Raw genomic sequence first — 14,234 nt, forward strand, 5'->3', positions numbered from 1 at the left:
TTAGGTTGGTACATAGTTTTAAGCACCAACACCTTTTTTGGAATAAGAACGAGGCAGAACGCCAGCCTATAATTTTTCAATTACAAACTACATATTCAATATTTTCAACATATTTTTAAATGAACAGAGAACACTTTGGCGTTTAGTTCCCAAAAAAGGATATTAATCTAATAATTTACTAAATAAGCGATATTTTTAAAATACTTTCTTGAGCTTTTTAATAATCTTAAGTTTCATTCAGCACTATTAATGGTAACGTTTTGTGTATGATTAGTTGCGATTTTTTTCCAAATGTAACTAAAAATTATTGATGTTCAGTTTCAGCGAATACTTTCTAAAGTCACCTATAGTCCGCAATTTATTATACATTTTGTTAGCTATAGATTTTTTTCTCTTATGATATGTTTAATTGTAATAGGAAAAATCACACATTTCAAGAAGTCTAAATAATGTAAAATTCCATATTTTGTTTTAGAATAATTTATCTTAACTTTCTCATAAAATCTTATTGAACCCTGTGTAATTTCATCTCAATTTTTATCGTTGTCCAAATATTCCCCCAAGGATAAAGAAAATTGGAGTAAGTATTAAAAATGAAAAACCTATTTTCCTTATTCGTATTTTTCTATTTAACCTTTCAATAATTTTTTTGTCTGAGGTTAAAGAAATAGCTTTTCTAATATGTTTGAAACCATAATGAGGTTTGTCACAAATTATTTCTGAGGTTTTTATTTTAGATATAATCAAAGTTGGATTTGAAATAATTATTAATATCAATCCCAAAATCCATGAAGACATCATTAATATGGAAAATGTTTCATTCATTCTTTTAATTTATAGCTAACGGTCTTGTGTATGAAACGTAGCGTGTAAAAAGACACTAACTTTTCGGATACACACAGAGCCGAATTTTTATATTTTGTTTTTAATTTATCAATTTTTAAAAGCCAAATTAAAAATTTGGCGGTCTTTTTAAATAAGCACAAACCTCTCGCCTTAGCGCTTGTTAGCTATGTTTTATAAACCGTGTTAGGCACAGTCTTTAATCCGTTGTTTTAAATGTTCAACACTCAAATCCGCAACATAATCCATTTCTATTGTTTTCCATTTAGTCTTATCAGATATTTTTTGTATTTTAATAATCTGTTCACGTCTTTTATTAAATTCCGTTTTCCATTTTTCAATGATTTCGGAGCCATATTTATCAATCCATCGTTTTTCTTTTGGATTTTCGAAATGGTCTTTCATAAACTGATTCGGTTCACGTTGTTTAAAATACCAGATATTTTCAAGTTCAATATTGTCATTTTTTAAGACTTTTGCCAAGCCTTTGTATTGTTCAGGCGTTCTTGGATATTCAGGCAATAATATGTCTCTACTAATTGACTTTAAGTTTCTTGAGATAAATCTTCCGATAATTTCCGTAGTAAGTATTTCTCCACTTTCCAATAATTTCATCATTTCTTTCCCCAAATTATCATTATTCCTCAATTGTTCTCTTAATGAACTGGTTAAATTAAAAACCGTAGAATTTAATTCAGAGGACAATGCGCTTTCTGTTAAGCTTCTTGAAAGTCTCGAATCGAGGAAAAGAATATTTAGTTTTCGCATTGTAATTTTCGGATTGTGCCTAACGTTCGGTGTATGGTTTGTTGCGTATGTAAATGTACATTTTTTTCAGCTAAACACTAGCTTTATAAAAAATCACTTACCTTAGGTTAAACAAAAAAAAGCAATTAACTATACGCTTTGTTGGCAATAGTTATTTTATTTTATTCCGTTTTATTTTTTGTTCAATAAATTCCTTTTCATAGTCTTCAACTCTTAAGTTTTTCAGATAATCTATATTCTTTTTTGATACTCCTGAAAATATAGTTCCTGTCGTTGTAAAACTTAAAATACTGTCCAATTCAATTTTAGTTGAGTCATTTTCAAGTTTAGATATTAATAATGAAATCCTTACATAACTCCTTTTATTAGGAAACTCAAGATTCGTATGATATTTTGTTTTAGTTATTGGATTTACTCTAATTAATTTTAAAATACTGTCTTTTGGAATTCCAGCGTTTATTGTATAATCAGATTTTAAATTCAGTTCTCCAAATTCTTTTTGTAAAGAAGTTGCAATAAATGCAAAAGAACAAATTCCAATTATTATTGGTTTTGGTAAAAATCTCATTTTTTCAATTCCGATTGAGTTTTGGATTCTATATCTGTAACCAAGAGGTAAAACTAACAAAGCAAATAAATCTGAATAATCCACAATTCTGTCGAACCCGATTCCAAAATTATGCAGATAATCAATAACAAATTGAGAGGAACTACTTTTCCAAAAAATAAATAAAATTCCAGTCAGAAAGTAAATCAGTTTTATATTCTTTTTGAATAAAACGCTAAAAAAATAGGAAAAGGCAAAAAGCCCAACGAAATCAGATAGTTTTCCAGTCAGAAAATTGTGGAATTGTTCTTTTAAATACAAATCATTTAGCAACAATAAAAATATTGAAACTAAAAATAATTTTCTGTAAAGTAGTTTGTCGTTTTTCATTTCGTTTTAATTATTGCCAACGTATTGTGTATGATTAGTTGCGATTTTTTCACCAAATATAGCTGAAAATTATCGGTGTTAAGTCTAGGCGAATACTTTCTAATCTAGCCCCGAATTAGCAATTAATTATACATTTTGTTAGCAACTGGTTTATATTCCTTCATATTTTGTTACAACAAATTTTAGTTTCTTTATTCCGTCATTCAAACAGTCTGCTAAATTTGTCTTCCATATTTTTAACTCAATAAATGAGTTATTTCTCTCTATAATTCTATAAGTTCCAATTCTAAAATTTATTTTAAACCTTAACCAGAAGGTTTTTAATCTTGACTTTTCTTCAATTATTTTTTCTCCATTAACAAATTCCATATAATCAAATCTTTCGATATTATAACCAACTATCTTTCGAACACTATTTTTATTCAAATAGTAAATGTTTTTGGTAGTCAACAATACTCTTTTTTGTCTACTAAGGTTTATTACTACAACTTCTAGTTCATTACTTTCGAGCTTTACTTTTTCATTATTTAACTCGTTTGAATTTTCAAAAAATGTTATTCCTCTGGAATTTCTATAATATTTAATTTTTAATAAAATCTGTTTTCTTATATGTTCTTTTTTCTTTTTGATTTTCAAAGGAATATTTTTTTGTCCGAGTACTTGTTGCTAACGTTTAGTATATGAAGCGTAGCCTGCCTATAGGCGGCTATGATTTCATATACAGTGTTATGTGCTTTTCCTTTTTTTATTCATAATTCAATTGTTCCCTCTAAATATTTAACAGCCTTCCCTTTAATTAAGACTCTATCCTTATTCAATTGGCACAACAACTCTCCTCCACGTTTAGATATTTGTAAAGCTCTTAATTCAGTCTTATTTATTCTATCTGCCCAAAAAGGAACTAAAGTACAGTGTGCTGAACCAGTTACTGGGTCTTCAAAAACAGTCGCTTGAGGTGTAAAAAATCTGGAAACAAAATCAACATTTTCAGATTTTCCTTTTGCGGTAACAATTATTCCTCCCGGGTCAATATTTATTTGATTAAGAATCGCAATATTAGGTTTTATACTCTCAATGTCATCTTCTGTATCATAAACCAATAAGTAGTCACGGGCTTTCCATATTTCTTTTGGTTGAATATTTAGCCCATCACTTATTATTTTTGGCAAACTCGATTTTTTGGGAGGTCTTGAAGGGAAGTCAAGTTCATAATAATCTCCAACTTTTTTTACTGTTAATAATCCACTTTGTGTATCAAATAAAACTTCGTTATACTTATTACCTAACTCTTCAATAATTACAAATGCCGATGCTAAAGTTGCGTGTCCACATAAATCCATTTCAAATTCAGGAGTAAACCATCTCAAATGGAAACGATTCTCTGATGATTGGACAAAAAAAGCAGTTTCTGCAAGATTATTTTCTATCGCAATGTTTTGAAGAATCTCATCGTCAAGCCAGTTAACCAGTGGACAAACAGCAGCTGGATTACCCCCAAATAATTGATCAGTAAAAGCATCAATTTGATATATGTTTATTCTCACTTTTTTCTATTCTTTATATTGCACATAACGTTTGGGCTAAGCTGCGTTTTAATGCAGTTTAGGTTTTGTTGTACAACGGTTTTATTAAATTTCTAATTAATTCATTGTCGATTTTTTCGGTATTTAACTTTATATATCGATAGGATTTGACTTTTGAATTTTCAAGTTCTAAAATTAAAACTTTGTTTTTATTTGAGTAAGCAATTCCATTGTCAAAATTCAGATAGTTTTCTCCGAATTCCGATTCCAATTCCGTTTTAGTTAACCCAACAAGATTAGCTTTACCTAAATCAAAATTTTTATTAAAAACTCTTAATTCAATCAGAATTTCAGTTTCGTCTTCGTATTTGTGTTTATTCTTTCCGTATTTAAATACTACTATTTGATCAATCTTTTTTGAGTCCGAAAAATTTTTTGTTGGATAATTGTACGTGTAAAATATTGAATCTTTAATTTTTGGTTCAAAGTAATAATCCTTTCCATTACTTACACCAGTCGTCATGTAATCTCTGTTTTTGGATTTTTTAAATTTCTGCAAGTCAATCGGATTTTCAAGTAAAGAAGTAAGACTTAAATTGTTTAAATACTTTTCTTTTTCAGTCTTATCAGATTCAATAAGTAATTCAAATTTATCCGATTTTAATTCATTAGGTTTTCTTTCAGCTACATCTTTGCAACTAAAAAAAGCAATAAATAATATTGTTAAAACTTGAATTTTCATTTTTTGAGCGAATGTTGTACAACGGTTTTGTGTATGATTTCGTTGCGTGTTTAAGCACTAAAGTTAGCAAATAAATCACAGATAGAAAGTCCTCTCGGACTTTCGTAAGTAGGCTATAACTAGCAATGAATTATACACGCTGTTGTGTGACGTTTTTTATAACTCCTTCTTTTATAATTTCTGTTTTTTCATAAAAGCCATTATACGAATGGGCTACCCATTTTTCATCTTTAAATATAAAAGAGGAATATTCGTATTCTATTTTTTTATTAATTCTTTTTCCCCATCTATTAAATAACCAACCTATTTCAAAAATCAAATTATCTCCATTATTAGGTGTATATTCAAAATCAAAGCAATTAGTTTGGTTAAGATCATTAAGTATACGTTTTTCGGATAACTCTTGAGTTAAATTTTCAGAAGGCATAATCATTAATCCATCCATTCCGTTCCATTCTTGACCTACGTTTTTTTTTAATTTCCAACGAATAACTTTAAGAATTTCTTTTCTATCCAAAAGTTTAATCTCTTCCGAATATAATTGTTGAATCCTTTTAACTGACATATCAGTACAGCTACATAATTCTAAATTATTTGTTCGATTACACATATTTCTCAAATGTTACACAACTCCTTATATAAAGAATAAAGTGCTCGTTTATCCGATTATTCTTCCGGATAAAAGGAACTTTTGTTCCTCTTTATCTTTATTTGTTAAGGTGCTTTTTTTCACAAATATAACTTTTACAATTAATTATTTAAAGACAACAACAACCTTTTATTCCTTTTTATACAAATCAATAAGTTGTTGTTATCCTCAAATTTTACTTACCACAATTATGTCAAAGAACTTTTCCGTTTTTTAGGTATCGGAGAACCTACTCTTTATTTTGATTTTGTTGTAACATTTTTAGTTTTATATACTCATATCATAAAGCAAATACATGAATTTTATAGTTGAGTCAATTTTATTTCTTTTAAGTTTTTACTTTTTCTTCTCTGCTTTCACAAATAAAGAAACTATTATGAGTAAGCCATTTGAAGCTAAAGATTCAAAACAACTTTACAATTTCAGTATAGGTTGTTTCCTTTTAATTACTGGTTTATGTTTCCATATTTTTTAAAAAAGGTTATGCCTGAGAAATCTCTATATATTTACTGTTTTTTTTTAGGGTTAAGTCAATTAAGGATGTTATATAAGCTCATAAAATTAATTTAGGGGTAAAGAAATTTTATGAGTTAGTTAATAAATTAGAGCTCCTTCGGGAGCTTTTTGATTCTCAAATTGCTACTTTTTTGTGACTTATCAATATTTTCTGTTTCTAAATTATTAGGATATTTGTATATTTTTAGAAGGGTTTATAGGGTATCCTATTTGAAGGAGCTTCAATAGCTCCTTTATTTTACTACTTTTTATTGATAATTCACCTATTTAAATCTTGGCCATAAAAAAACATCTTTTAAAGATGTTTCTGGAAGGTGTATATTATATTTAACGAGTATTGCAAACCTATTTGAATGCTGAAAATCAAAACTTTTAAGAAAGTACAAGGTGTTATCTATTTGTATTTTTAAGTAATAGGTAAAAATAATAAAATTTGTGACTCTGATTTCACAAATACATAACTTTACCATAATCATAAAAACAAAAAACAACTCTTATTTCGAATCTAGATTATTAATAGATTCAAAGTATTATATATCTGATTTGTCAATTTTCGTTTTTTTTCTTTGTTTTTTTATTAAAATAAAAAACAGAATTAGGAACGTTATACTAGCAAGAGTCATAAAAAAACCAGCGTCATCATCTCTTCTACTAAAAAAGTTAAGAGCAATAAAAAAAGTAAAAATTGAAATCATTAATATTACTATTGCTATAACTATTCCTCTGTATTTATCGATGAGTTTTTCTACAATGTCTTTGTTTTGTTCCATATGCTATTAATTTAAATGTGGTTAAAAGGTTCTGAATACCGTCTAAATTTAATCACTTTTGCACATAATTGTAATTAAATAACGCACCCATATTCAGGCCAGGGCAATTTTTATTTATCGTTTAGTGAATGATTACTTGCAATTTTTCGCCAAATGTAAGTAAAATTTATTTTTTTGGAGATACAATTTGTAAATTAAGCTAAACCTTTCGATTAATTAAAAACATCTTAAATTCGTTTTAGCTGTGATACATTTCAGTGAACACTTTTTATCATTATTAATCTGTTTTTCAATTCCGAAAAATTCCTCAAATTCCGTAGATCGATAATTATAAATTATTCAGTCAATTTATTGTAATGCAAGACATTATCAATTGCTCCAATTTATTCCATTATAATTTTGTCAAAAGATGTACTTTCAGTAGATAAGTTTTGGTTAGTCTAATAGCTAATTGAATGAGTAATTCTCTGATTATTTCGTTTCTGTCAATTCAACGTGATAATATTTTGAATGTTATTTTATTCTTAATAACTGGCCAATTACAATAATCAGGAATAATTTCAATAATCGATTTCATATCCTTTTTTAGAGATGGAATGATTTGATTCACTTTTTATTTTTTAAATTAAGATTTTTATTCTTTCATAAAAAACCATTAAAAAAACACTTGAAACCCTTATAAAACAAGGAAAAACCTAATTTTTCAAAGACTGCGAAAAAGGAATTCTGTTTACAATACTTCTTCCTAACGTAATTTCATCTGCAAACTCTAATTCATCACCAACTGAAATCCCTCTTGCAATTGTTGAAGTTTTTATAGCATATTTTTCAATTTGTTTATAAATATAAAAATTTGTAGTGTCCCCTTCCATTGTTGAACTTAATGCAAAAATAAGTTCTTTCACCTCTCCCTCTTTTACTTTTTCTACTAACGATTCTATCTGTAAATTTTGAGGCCCTATTCCTTCAATAGGTGATATTTTACCCCCTAGTACATGATACAATCCTCTATACTGAGCTGTATTTTCAATAGCCATAACATCTCTTATATCTTCAACAACACAAACAATTTCAGCATTCCTGTTAGGACTTGCACATATGTCACATAAAATTGTGTCTGAAATATTATGACATTTTCTACATGATTTTACATCATTTCGTAATGAAGCTAATGCTTCTGTTAAATATTTAGTATTCTCAACCGGTTGCTTTAATAAATGTAGTACTAATCGTAAGGCAGTTCTTTTACCAATACCTGGTAATCTACTTACTTCATTGACCGCATTCTCTAATAATTTTGAAGAAAAATCCATACTGCGAATTTACAATTTTTCAACCATGCTTCATCATCTTATTTCACATTAAAAACCTATCTTCGTGCATTAAAACTAAACAAATAATTCACAATGAATTCAGAGATAAGAAACTTAGAACCTAAAACAGTTTGGAATCATTTTTCTGACCTAAACGCTGTACCACGTCCTTCTAAAAAAGAAGAAAGAGTAATTCAATTTATGGTTGACTTTGGAAAGAAATTGAATCTTGAAACCATGGTTGATAAAGTAGGTAATGTTATTATTCGTAAGCCTGCTTCTCCTGGAATGGAAAATAGAAAAACAATCGTTATGCAAAGTCATTTAGATATGGTTCATCAAAAAAATGCTGATACTGTTTTTGATTTTGATACTGAAGGTATAAAAATGATTATTGAAGATGACTGGGTAAAAGCTGACGGAACTACATTAGGTGCTGATAATGGATTAGGTGTTGCCTCTATTATGGCTGTTTTATCATCATCAGATATTGCTCACCCAGCTATCGAAGCTTTATTTACTATTGATGAAGAAACTGGTATGACTGGTGCAATGGGGCTTGAAGGCGGTATTTTACAAGGTGAAATATTATTAAACTTAGATACTGAAGAAGATGATGAAATTGGTATGGGGTGTGCTGGTGGTGTAGATATTACTGCTACAAGAAACTATACTGAAGAGCCTACTCCTGAAAACACAACATCTTTTGAAATTTCTATTACTGGTTTAAATGGTGGCCACTCTGGAATGGATATTCATAAAGGTTTAGGAAATGCCAATAAAATAATGAACAGATTATTATTTGATGGCTTTACAAACTTTGGTTTACGTGTATCAGAAATCAATGGTGGTAGTTTGCGTAATGCTATCCCTCGTGAAAGTTTTGCTACTGTGGTAGTTGACAGTATTTCTAAAGAACCATTTTTATTTGAATTAAACGAACTTATTAACAATATTAAGACTGAATTTTCTAGTTTAGAAAAAAATCTTTCTATTGAATTAAAAGAGGTTTCTTCTCCTAAAAACATTATGGATTTAGGAGTACAAGAAGGGCTTATTAAATCAGTATACGCTTCTTTAAATGGTGTGTATAGAATGAGTCCAGACATAGAAAACTTAGTAGAAACCTCAAACAATGTTGCTCGTGTTATTGTAAAAGATGGAGCTATCAAAATTGGATGTTTAACACGTTCTTCTTCAGAAACTAATAAATGGGATTTAGCCAACTCTTTACGAGCTTCTTTTGAGTTAGCTGGTTTTGATGTTGAACTTTCTGGTTCTTACCCTGGATGGCTTCCAAATATTAACTCTGAAATATTAAAAATAGTTACTGATTTATACGTAAAACTTCATAATGAGAAACCTCACGTAGCAGCTTGTCACGCTGGCTTAGAATGTGGTATTTTAGGTCAAAACTATCCTGAAATGGACATGGTTTCTTTTGGTCCGTAATATTAGAGGGGCACACTCTCCTGATGAGCGCGCTCAAATTTCATCTACTCAAAAGTATTGGGCTTTTTTACTAGAAATATTAAAAAACATTCCTATTAAAAATTAAATTTATCAATATTTTTTAATAGAACCACAACTTTTAAAGTTGTGGTTTTTTGTTTACATTTATAAAATGAATTTCTTAGCTCACTTATACCTTTCTAATAATAAAAAAAACATCATGATAGGCAATTTTATAGCCGATCATATTAAAGGGAATAAATTCTCTCACTACTCAAAAGAAATTCAAAAAGGTATATTTTTACATCGTGAAATAGACACTTTTACAGATGCACACGAAATTGTTAGGCAGAGTAAACGTAGACTTCATGAGCGTTATGGGCATTATGATGGTGTTATCATAGATATTTTCTACGATCACTTTTTGGCTATTAACTGGAAAAAATATTCACAAATCCCTCTTAATGTTTTTGTTAATTCTGTATATAATCTGCTAGAAGAAAACAAAGAAATACTTCCTGAAAAAACTCAAGAATTACTTCCGTACATGATTAAATATAATTGGTTATACAATTATCAATTTGCTAAAGGTATTCAAGAAGTTTTAAACGGAATGAATAAACGAACTCAAGGTAAATCTAAGATGAATTTGGCTTCAGAAGACTTGTTAATTAATTATCATTTGTTTGAAGATGATTTCACTTTGTTTTTTGAAGATCTTCAAGGTTTTTGCACCGAAAAACTAAAGACTATTTAAATGAAAAACTTACTTATTTTAACTCTATTTATTTTTACTACTAGCTGTAAAACAACTAGTAAAAATAAAAAAGAAACTGGACTAATAGCAGAAAGAGCTATGGTTGTTTCCGCAAGAATAGAAGCCTCAAAAATTGGTGTAGATATTTTAAAGAAAGGTGGTAATGCTTTCGATGCCATGGTGGCTACCGAATTAGCACTGGCTGTTTCTTACCCTTACGCAGGAAATATTGGAGGTGGTGGTTTTATGGTTTACAGAGAGCGTACTGGTGAAATTGGTGCACTTGATTATAGAGAAAAAGCTCCTTTAGCCTCAAAAAAAGACATGTATCTAGACTCTTTAGGTACTATTATCAAAAACAAAAGTACACTTGGAGCTACAGCAGTTGGAGTTCCAGGTACCATTGCCGGTGTTTTTGAAGTTCATCGTAAATTTGGCTCTTTGTCTATTAAAGAAATTATGCAACCTGTAATTGATTTAGCTAAAAAAGGAATTGTGGTAACAGAAAAACAAGAAAAAAGATTAAAAAAACACCGCTCCAACATTCTTAAGATCAATAAAGATAGTATTCACCTAACTAAGAAATGGAAAAAAGGAGATACCATAAGATATTTCGCTTTAGCCGAAACATTAACTAGAATTCAAAAAAACGGTAGGGATGAATTTTACAAAGGAGAAACGGCAAAAAAACTTGCTGCTTTTTTACAAGAAAATGGTGGTTATATCACTGAAGAAGATTTAGCAAAATATGAAGCAAAATGGCGAACTCCTACTACTTTTCAATATGATAATTTACGAATTATTTCAATGTCTCCGCCTTCAAGTGGTGGAATTTGTTTATCTCAAATCATGAATAGTATTGAGCCTTATGACCTACCTAATTTTGGTCATAACTCAACTAAATCAATTCAGTTAATTACAGAAGCTGAGCGAAGAGCATACGCCGACAGAAGTTATTTTTTAGGTGATCCTGATTTTGTTTCAATACCTCAAAAAAAATTGATGAGTAAAAAGTATGCTACAAAAAGAATGAGTAATTTTTCATTTGAAAAACCAACTCCTTCAGAAGAGGTTTCACATGGTAACATTGAAATAATTGAAAGTAATGAGACCACTCATTATTCTATTGTTGATCAATTTGGCAATGCTGTTTCTGCTACTACTACTATTAATGCTGGTTATGGTTCTAAATTATATTGTTCAGAACTAGGCTTTTTCTTGAATAATGAAATGGATGATTTTAGTAGTAAACCTGGAGCACCAAATATGTTTGGTTTATTAGGGGCTGAAGCCAATAAAATTGCGCCTGAAAAACGTATGCTAAGCTCTATGACGCCTACTATTATAGAAAAAAATGGAAATCTTTTTATGGTTGTAGGAACGCCAGGAGGATCTACTATTATTACTTCTGTTTTACAAACAATTTTGAACGTTCATGAATATAAAATGGGAATGCAGGAAGCTGTAAATCAACCAAGATTTCACCATCAATGGTATCCAGATGATATTAAAATGGAGCCCAATGGTTTTTCTACTGAAATTAAAGAAAAATTACAACAAATTGGTTACAAAATAAATGAAAAAAACTCTCTTGTAATTGGAAAGATAGATGCTATTTTAGTTTTACCCAGCGGTAAACTAGAAGGTGGTGCTGATCAAAGAGGAGATGACAAAGCTGCTGGATTTTAAAAAAAATAAGATAAAAAAACAAATAAATCTTAATAACACATACTCTTTTTCTTTTAATAATTTTTCAATTGGTAACTATTCTAAAAGTTTTTAAGTTAATCAATACAATTGTCTATTAAAAAAGAATATTTATTTAAGAAAAATTCAAATTAAATATATCTGAAACTAAAGAATGTTAAACAGGATACAATACACTCTTGTACAAAAAAATTGATTTATTTATTAAAAGATTTAAATGTTTAACTTTAATTAATAGATACCTTTTTAATTATTTAAACTTATTAAAACTTTATTGCTAAAATAAGGATAGGAAGTACATAGTATGCGTAGCCTGTTTTATAGTGAAACTTTTAAGAGCCCCCTCAAAAGAATCAAAAACATTTTACAGTCCCCGTACATTCCTATCCAAATATAATAACTACCTTTAAATTGTTTTAATAATTATCAATATAACTAGAAATAATAAAAAAACGGCAAGTACTTAATTAAAAACATATTTATAAAATAGTTTTTCTTGACTTAAAAAGACATTTCTTGTCTTTACTATAATCTAATTTTATACCTATTAACTTTTCATAATTATCTACAAAATAATTTTTAGTAGGTACTGAATCATCTTTAAAACTAATAAACGAACCATCAGTTTCATTTATTTTGTAATCACGACAGTTTTCCATCCAATCTAAAGCTCTATTTGAATAGAATCGTGTTGGAATTACCTTATCTAAAGTATGTTCATCCATCTTACACTTTCCTTCTATTTTACTTTGCGTAGGCATATCCCACCATGTTTGGTACTGAATTGTAAAAGCCCTATCTTGATATGGAAAAGCACATTTTAACGCAGACTCCTCTCTAGCTTCTGGAGTAGCGTAAAAACCTCCTTGAATGGCACCTAAAGTAATATATGATGAAATATTGGTTCCCTCTATTCCTTGTAACAATGTTGATTGTAAAGAGCAAACTAATTGTTCTCTGCTCACCTTATCCCAATCAGTGGTTGGCATTCTCGAAGTTATTTTATGTGGAGCAGGACAATCTGTTTCTAAGCTCAAACCATTTTCTTTAGCTGTTACTGAATACCTATCCCAAGATTCAAAAGTATAAGGATACCCTTTTTCTTCTCCTTTTACAAATGTCAAAACATTACTACTATTTGCTCTTTCATCAAACTTAGCTCCTAACCCATCTTTTACTGAATTCATTATACTTGTAGCTTCATTTGACATCACATCTAAATCTTTTAATTGTAATTCTACCAAATATTCCCCCCATTCAAAAATCATCTCAAGCAACTCTTTTCGAGTACCTCCAAAATGTCCATTTAATGTCCAATCTAAAACTGCATTTTTAGAAATTTCTTCTTTATTTTTAACTTTTTTAGCTACTACTTTTAAATTGGTTCCTATTAACTGAGGATATTTTTCTGGTGCTGTTACTTTTTCCCAAGCTTCAATGACTGCAGTCGCTTTTATTTTTTTCAAAACTGGAAGCGTATCATTCGAAATATGAAAACTTATTGCTATATCAGGAAGCTCAAAAGGTTCAAAGAAAAATTCAGTTACAATACCATAACTTAATCCTCCTCCTCCTCGGATAGCCCATAATAATCTACTATCCATTACTTCAGTATTCTCTTTAGTAGCCTTTTCTTTATTATAATAAGCACTAGTTCCTAAATACTTAACTGTTCCATTTCCTAAAACAATGGTTGCTCCCATTAATCGTTCACACCCCATTCCATATCTACGAGTCCAAGGTCCCCAACCTCCTCCCATAGTGTATCCTGCAATTGCTACACTTTGACATGTTCCGTGAGGAATTCCTAAATGCTCTTTATCTAAAATTTGCTTTATACTTTTAAATTTCGCTCCAGGCTGAATACTTATTTGCCTTACCTCTTCTTTTCCTTCACGAAAATTTCTCAAAGAAACATCTGTTCTATTCATTAAAGAAAAATCAATTAGTACCTTTCCCGTTGCAACACATTCTCCTTCATGGTCATGACCACCTGACTTTACAGTAATTTGTATGTTATTGTCAGTTGCATATTGAACTGCAATAGCAACATGTTCAGTACTGAAAGGTTGAATAATTAAGGAAGGCATAAAATCAAACCTTCTATTAAAAACTTTTCTTAATTGATTATAAGAGTCTTCCTTGGAAGGACTCAAAAAATTAGGTTTTGTAAAACAATCATCAAAAGCTGATTTAAATTGTTCTATCACCTCTTGGTCCTTATCTATTACATATAAATCGTTTTCCATAATCTTGG

At 29.3% G+C, this 14,234-nt stretch carries 12 protein-coding genes and 1 pseudogene; 3 read left to right on the forward strand and 10 right to left on the reverse strand.

Translation table 11 applies throughout. From position 1 onward, the window contains the following. Positions 1-537: 537 nt before the first annotated feature. The 9 genes from ACMFBB_RS04695 to recR all read right to left on the reverse strand — a co-directional run bounded on the left by ACMFBB_RS04695 (position 538) and on the right by recR (position 8,061). A complete protein-coding gene (locus tag ACMFBB_RS04695; protein ID WP_435263043.1) occupies positions 538-825 on the reverse strand; it encodes a hypothetical protein in 288 nt (95 codons plus the stop codon). A 204-nt stretch (positions 826-1,029) separates the two neighbouring features. Continuing rightward, positions 1,030-1,611 carry a nucleoside monophosphate kinase gene (locus ACMFBB_RS04700; RefSeq protein ID WP_435263306.1) on the reverse strand — a complete coding sequence of 194 codons (582 nt, stop codon included), beginning with the start codon at positions 1,609-1,611 and terminating at the stop codon, positions 1,030-1,032. 151 nt (positions 1,612-1,762) lie between these two features. Next, complete coding sequence (locus ACMFBB_RS04705; RefSeq protein WP_435263307.1) at positions 1,763-2,548, reverse strand: hypothetical protein; 786 nt, start codon at positions 2,546-2,548, stop codon at positions 1,763-1,765. Positions 2,549-2,698: 150 nt separating this feature from the next. Continuing rightward, complete coding sequence (locus tag ACMFBB_RS04710) at positions 2,699-3,184, reverse strand: hypothetical protein (RefSeq protein ID WP_435263308.1); 486 nt, start codon at positions 3,182-3,184, stop codon at positions 2,699-2,701. Positions 3,185-3,297: 113 nt separating this feature from the next. Further along, a complete protein-coding gene (locus ACMFBB_RS04715; RefSeq protein WP_435263309.1) occupies positions 3,298-4,092 on the reverse strand; it encodes a PhzF family phenazine biosynthesis protein in 795 nt (264 codons plus the stop codon). Between the two features lie 58 nt (positions 4,093-4,150). Beyond that, the gene (locus ACMFBB_RS04720) at positions 4,151-4,813 is read right to left on the reverse strand and encodes a hypothetical protein (protein WP_435263310.1); all 663 of its coding nucleotides are present in this window, start codon (positions 4,811-4,813) and stop codon (positions 4,151-4,153) included. 130 nt (positions 4,814-4,943) lie between these two features. Then, entirely contained in the window at positions 4,944-5,423 is a 480-nt protein-coding gene (locus ACMFBB_RS04725) for a hypothetical protein (protein ID WP_435263311.1), read from the reverse strand. 1,085 nt (positions 5,424-6,508) lie between these two features. Continuing rightward, a complete protein-coding gene (locus ACMFBB_RS04730) occupies positions 6,509-6,748 on the reverse strand; it encodes a hypothetical protein (RefSeq protein WP_435263312.1) in 240 nt (79 codons plus the stop codon). A gap of 695 nt (positions 6,749-7,443) precedes the next feature. Then, the gene (gene recR / locus ACMFBB_RS04735; RefSeq protein WP_435263313.1) at positions 7,444-8,061 is read right to left on the reverse strand and encodes a recombination mediator RecR; all 618 of its coding nucleotides are present in this window, start codon (positions 8,059-8,061) and stop codon (positions 7,444-7,446) included. A gap of 93 nt (positions 8,062-8,154) precedes the next feature. Between recR and ACMFBB_RS04740 the strand changes: the two are divergent. From ACMFBB_RS04740 to ggt, 3 genes and pseudogenes are all read left to right on the forward strand, one after another. Next, a pseudogene (locus ACMFBB_RS04740) lies at positions 8,155-9,619 on the forward strand (aminoacyl-histidine dipeptidase). 66 nt (positions 9,620-9,685) lie between these two features. Beyond that, entirely contained in the window at positions 9,686-10,270 is a 585-nt protein-coding gene (locus ACMFBB_RS04745) for an ACP phosphodiesterase (protein ID WP_435263314.1), read from the forward strand. Then, positions 10,271-11,959, forward strand: a complete 1,689-nt coding sequence (gene ggt / locus ACMFBB_RS04750; RefSeq protein WP_435263315.1) for a gamma-glutamyltransferase — start codon at positions 10,271-10,273, stop codon at positions 11,957-11,959. A 497-nt stretch (positions 11,960-12,456) separates the two neighbouring features. On the opposite strand, the gene ACMFBB_RS04755 is transcribed toward ggt, so the two are convergent. After that, positions 12,457-14,226, reverse strand: a complete 1,770-nt coding sequence (locus tag ACMFBB_RS04755) for an FAD-binding oxidoreductase (protein ID WP_435263316.1) — start codon at positions 14,224-14,226, stop codon at positions 12,457-12,459. Between the last annotated feature and the right edge of the window lie 8 nt (positions 14,227-14,234).

The sequence above is a fragment of the Tenacibaculum sp. nBUS_03 genome (genome assembly GCF_051201695.1).
GTDB lineage: Bacteria > Bacteroidota > Bacteroidia > Flavobacteriales > Flavobacteriaceae > Polaribacter.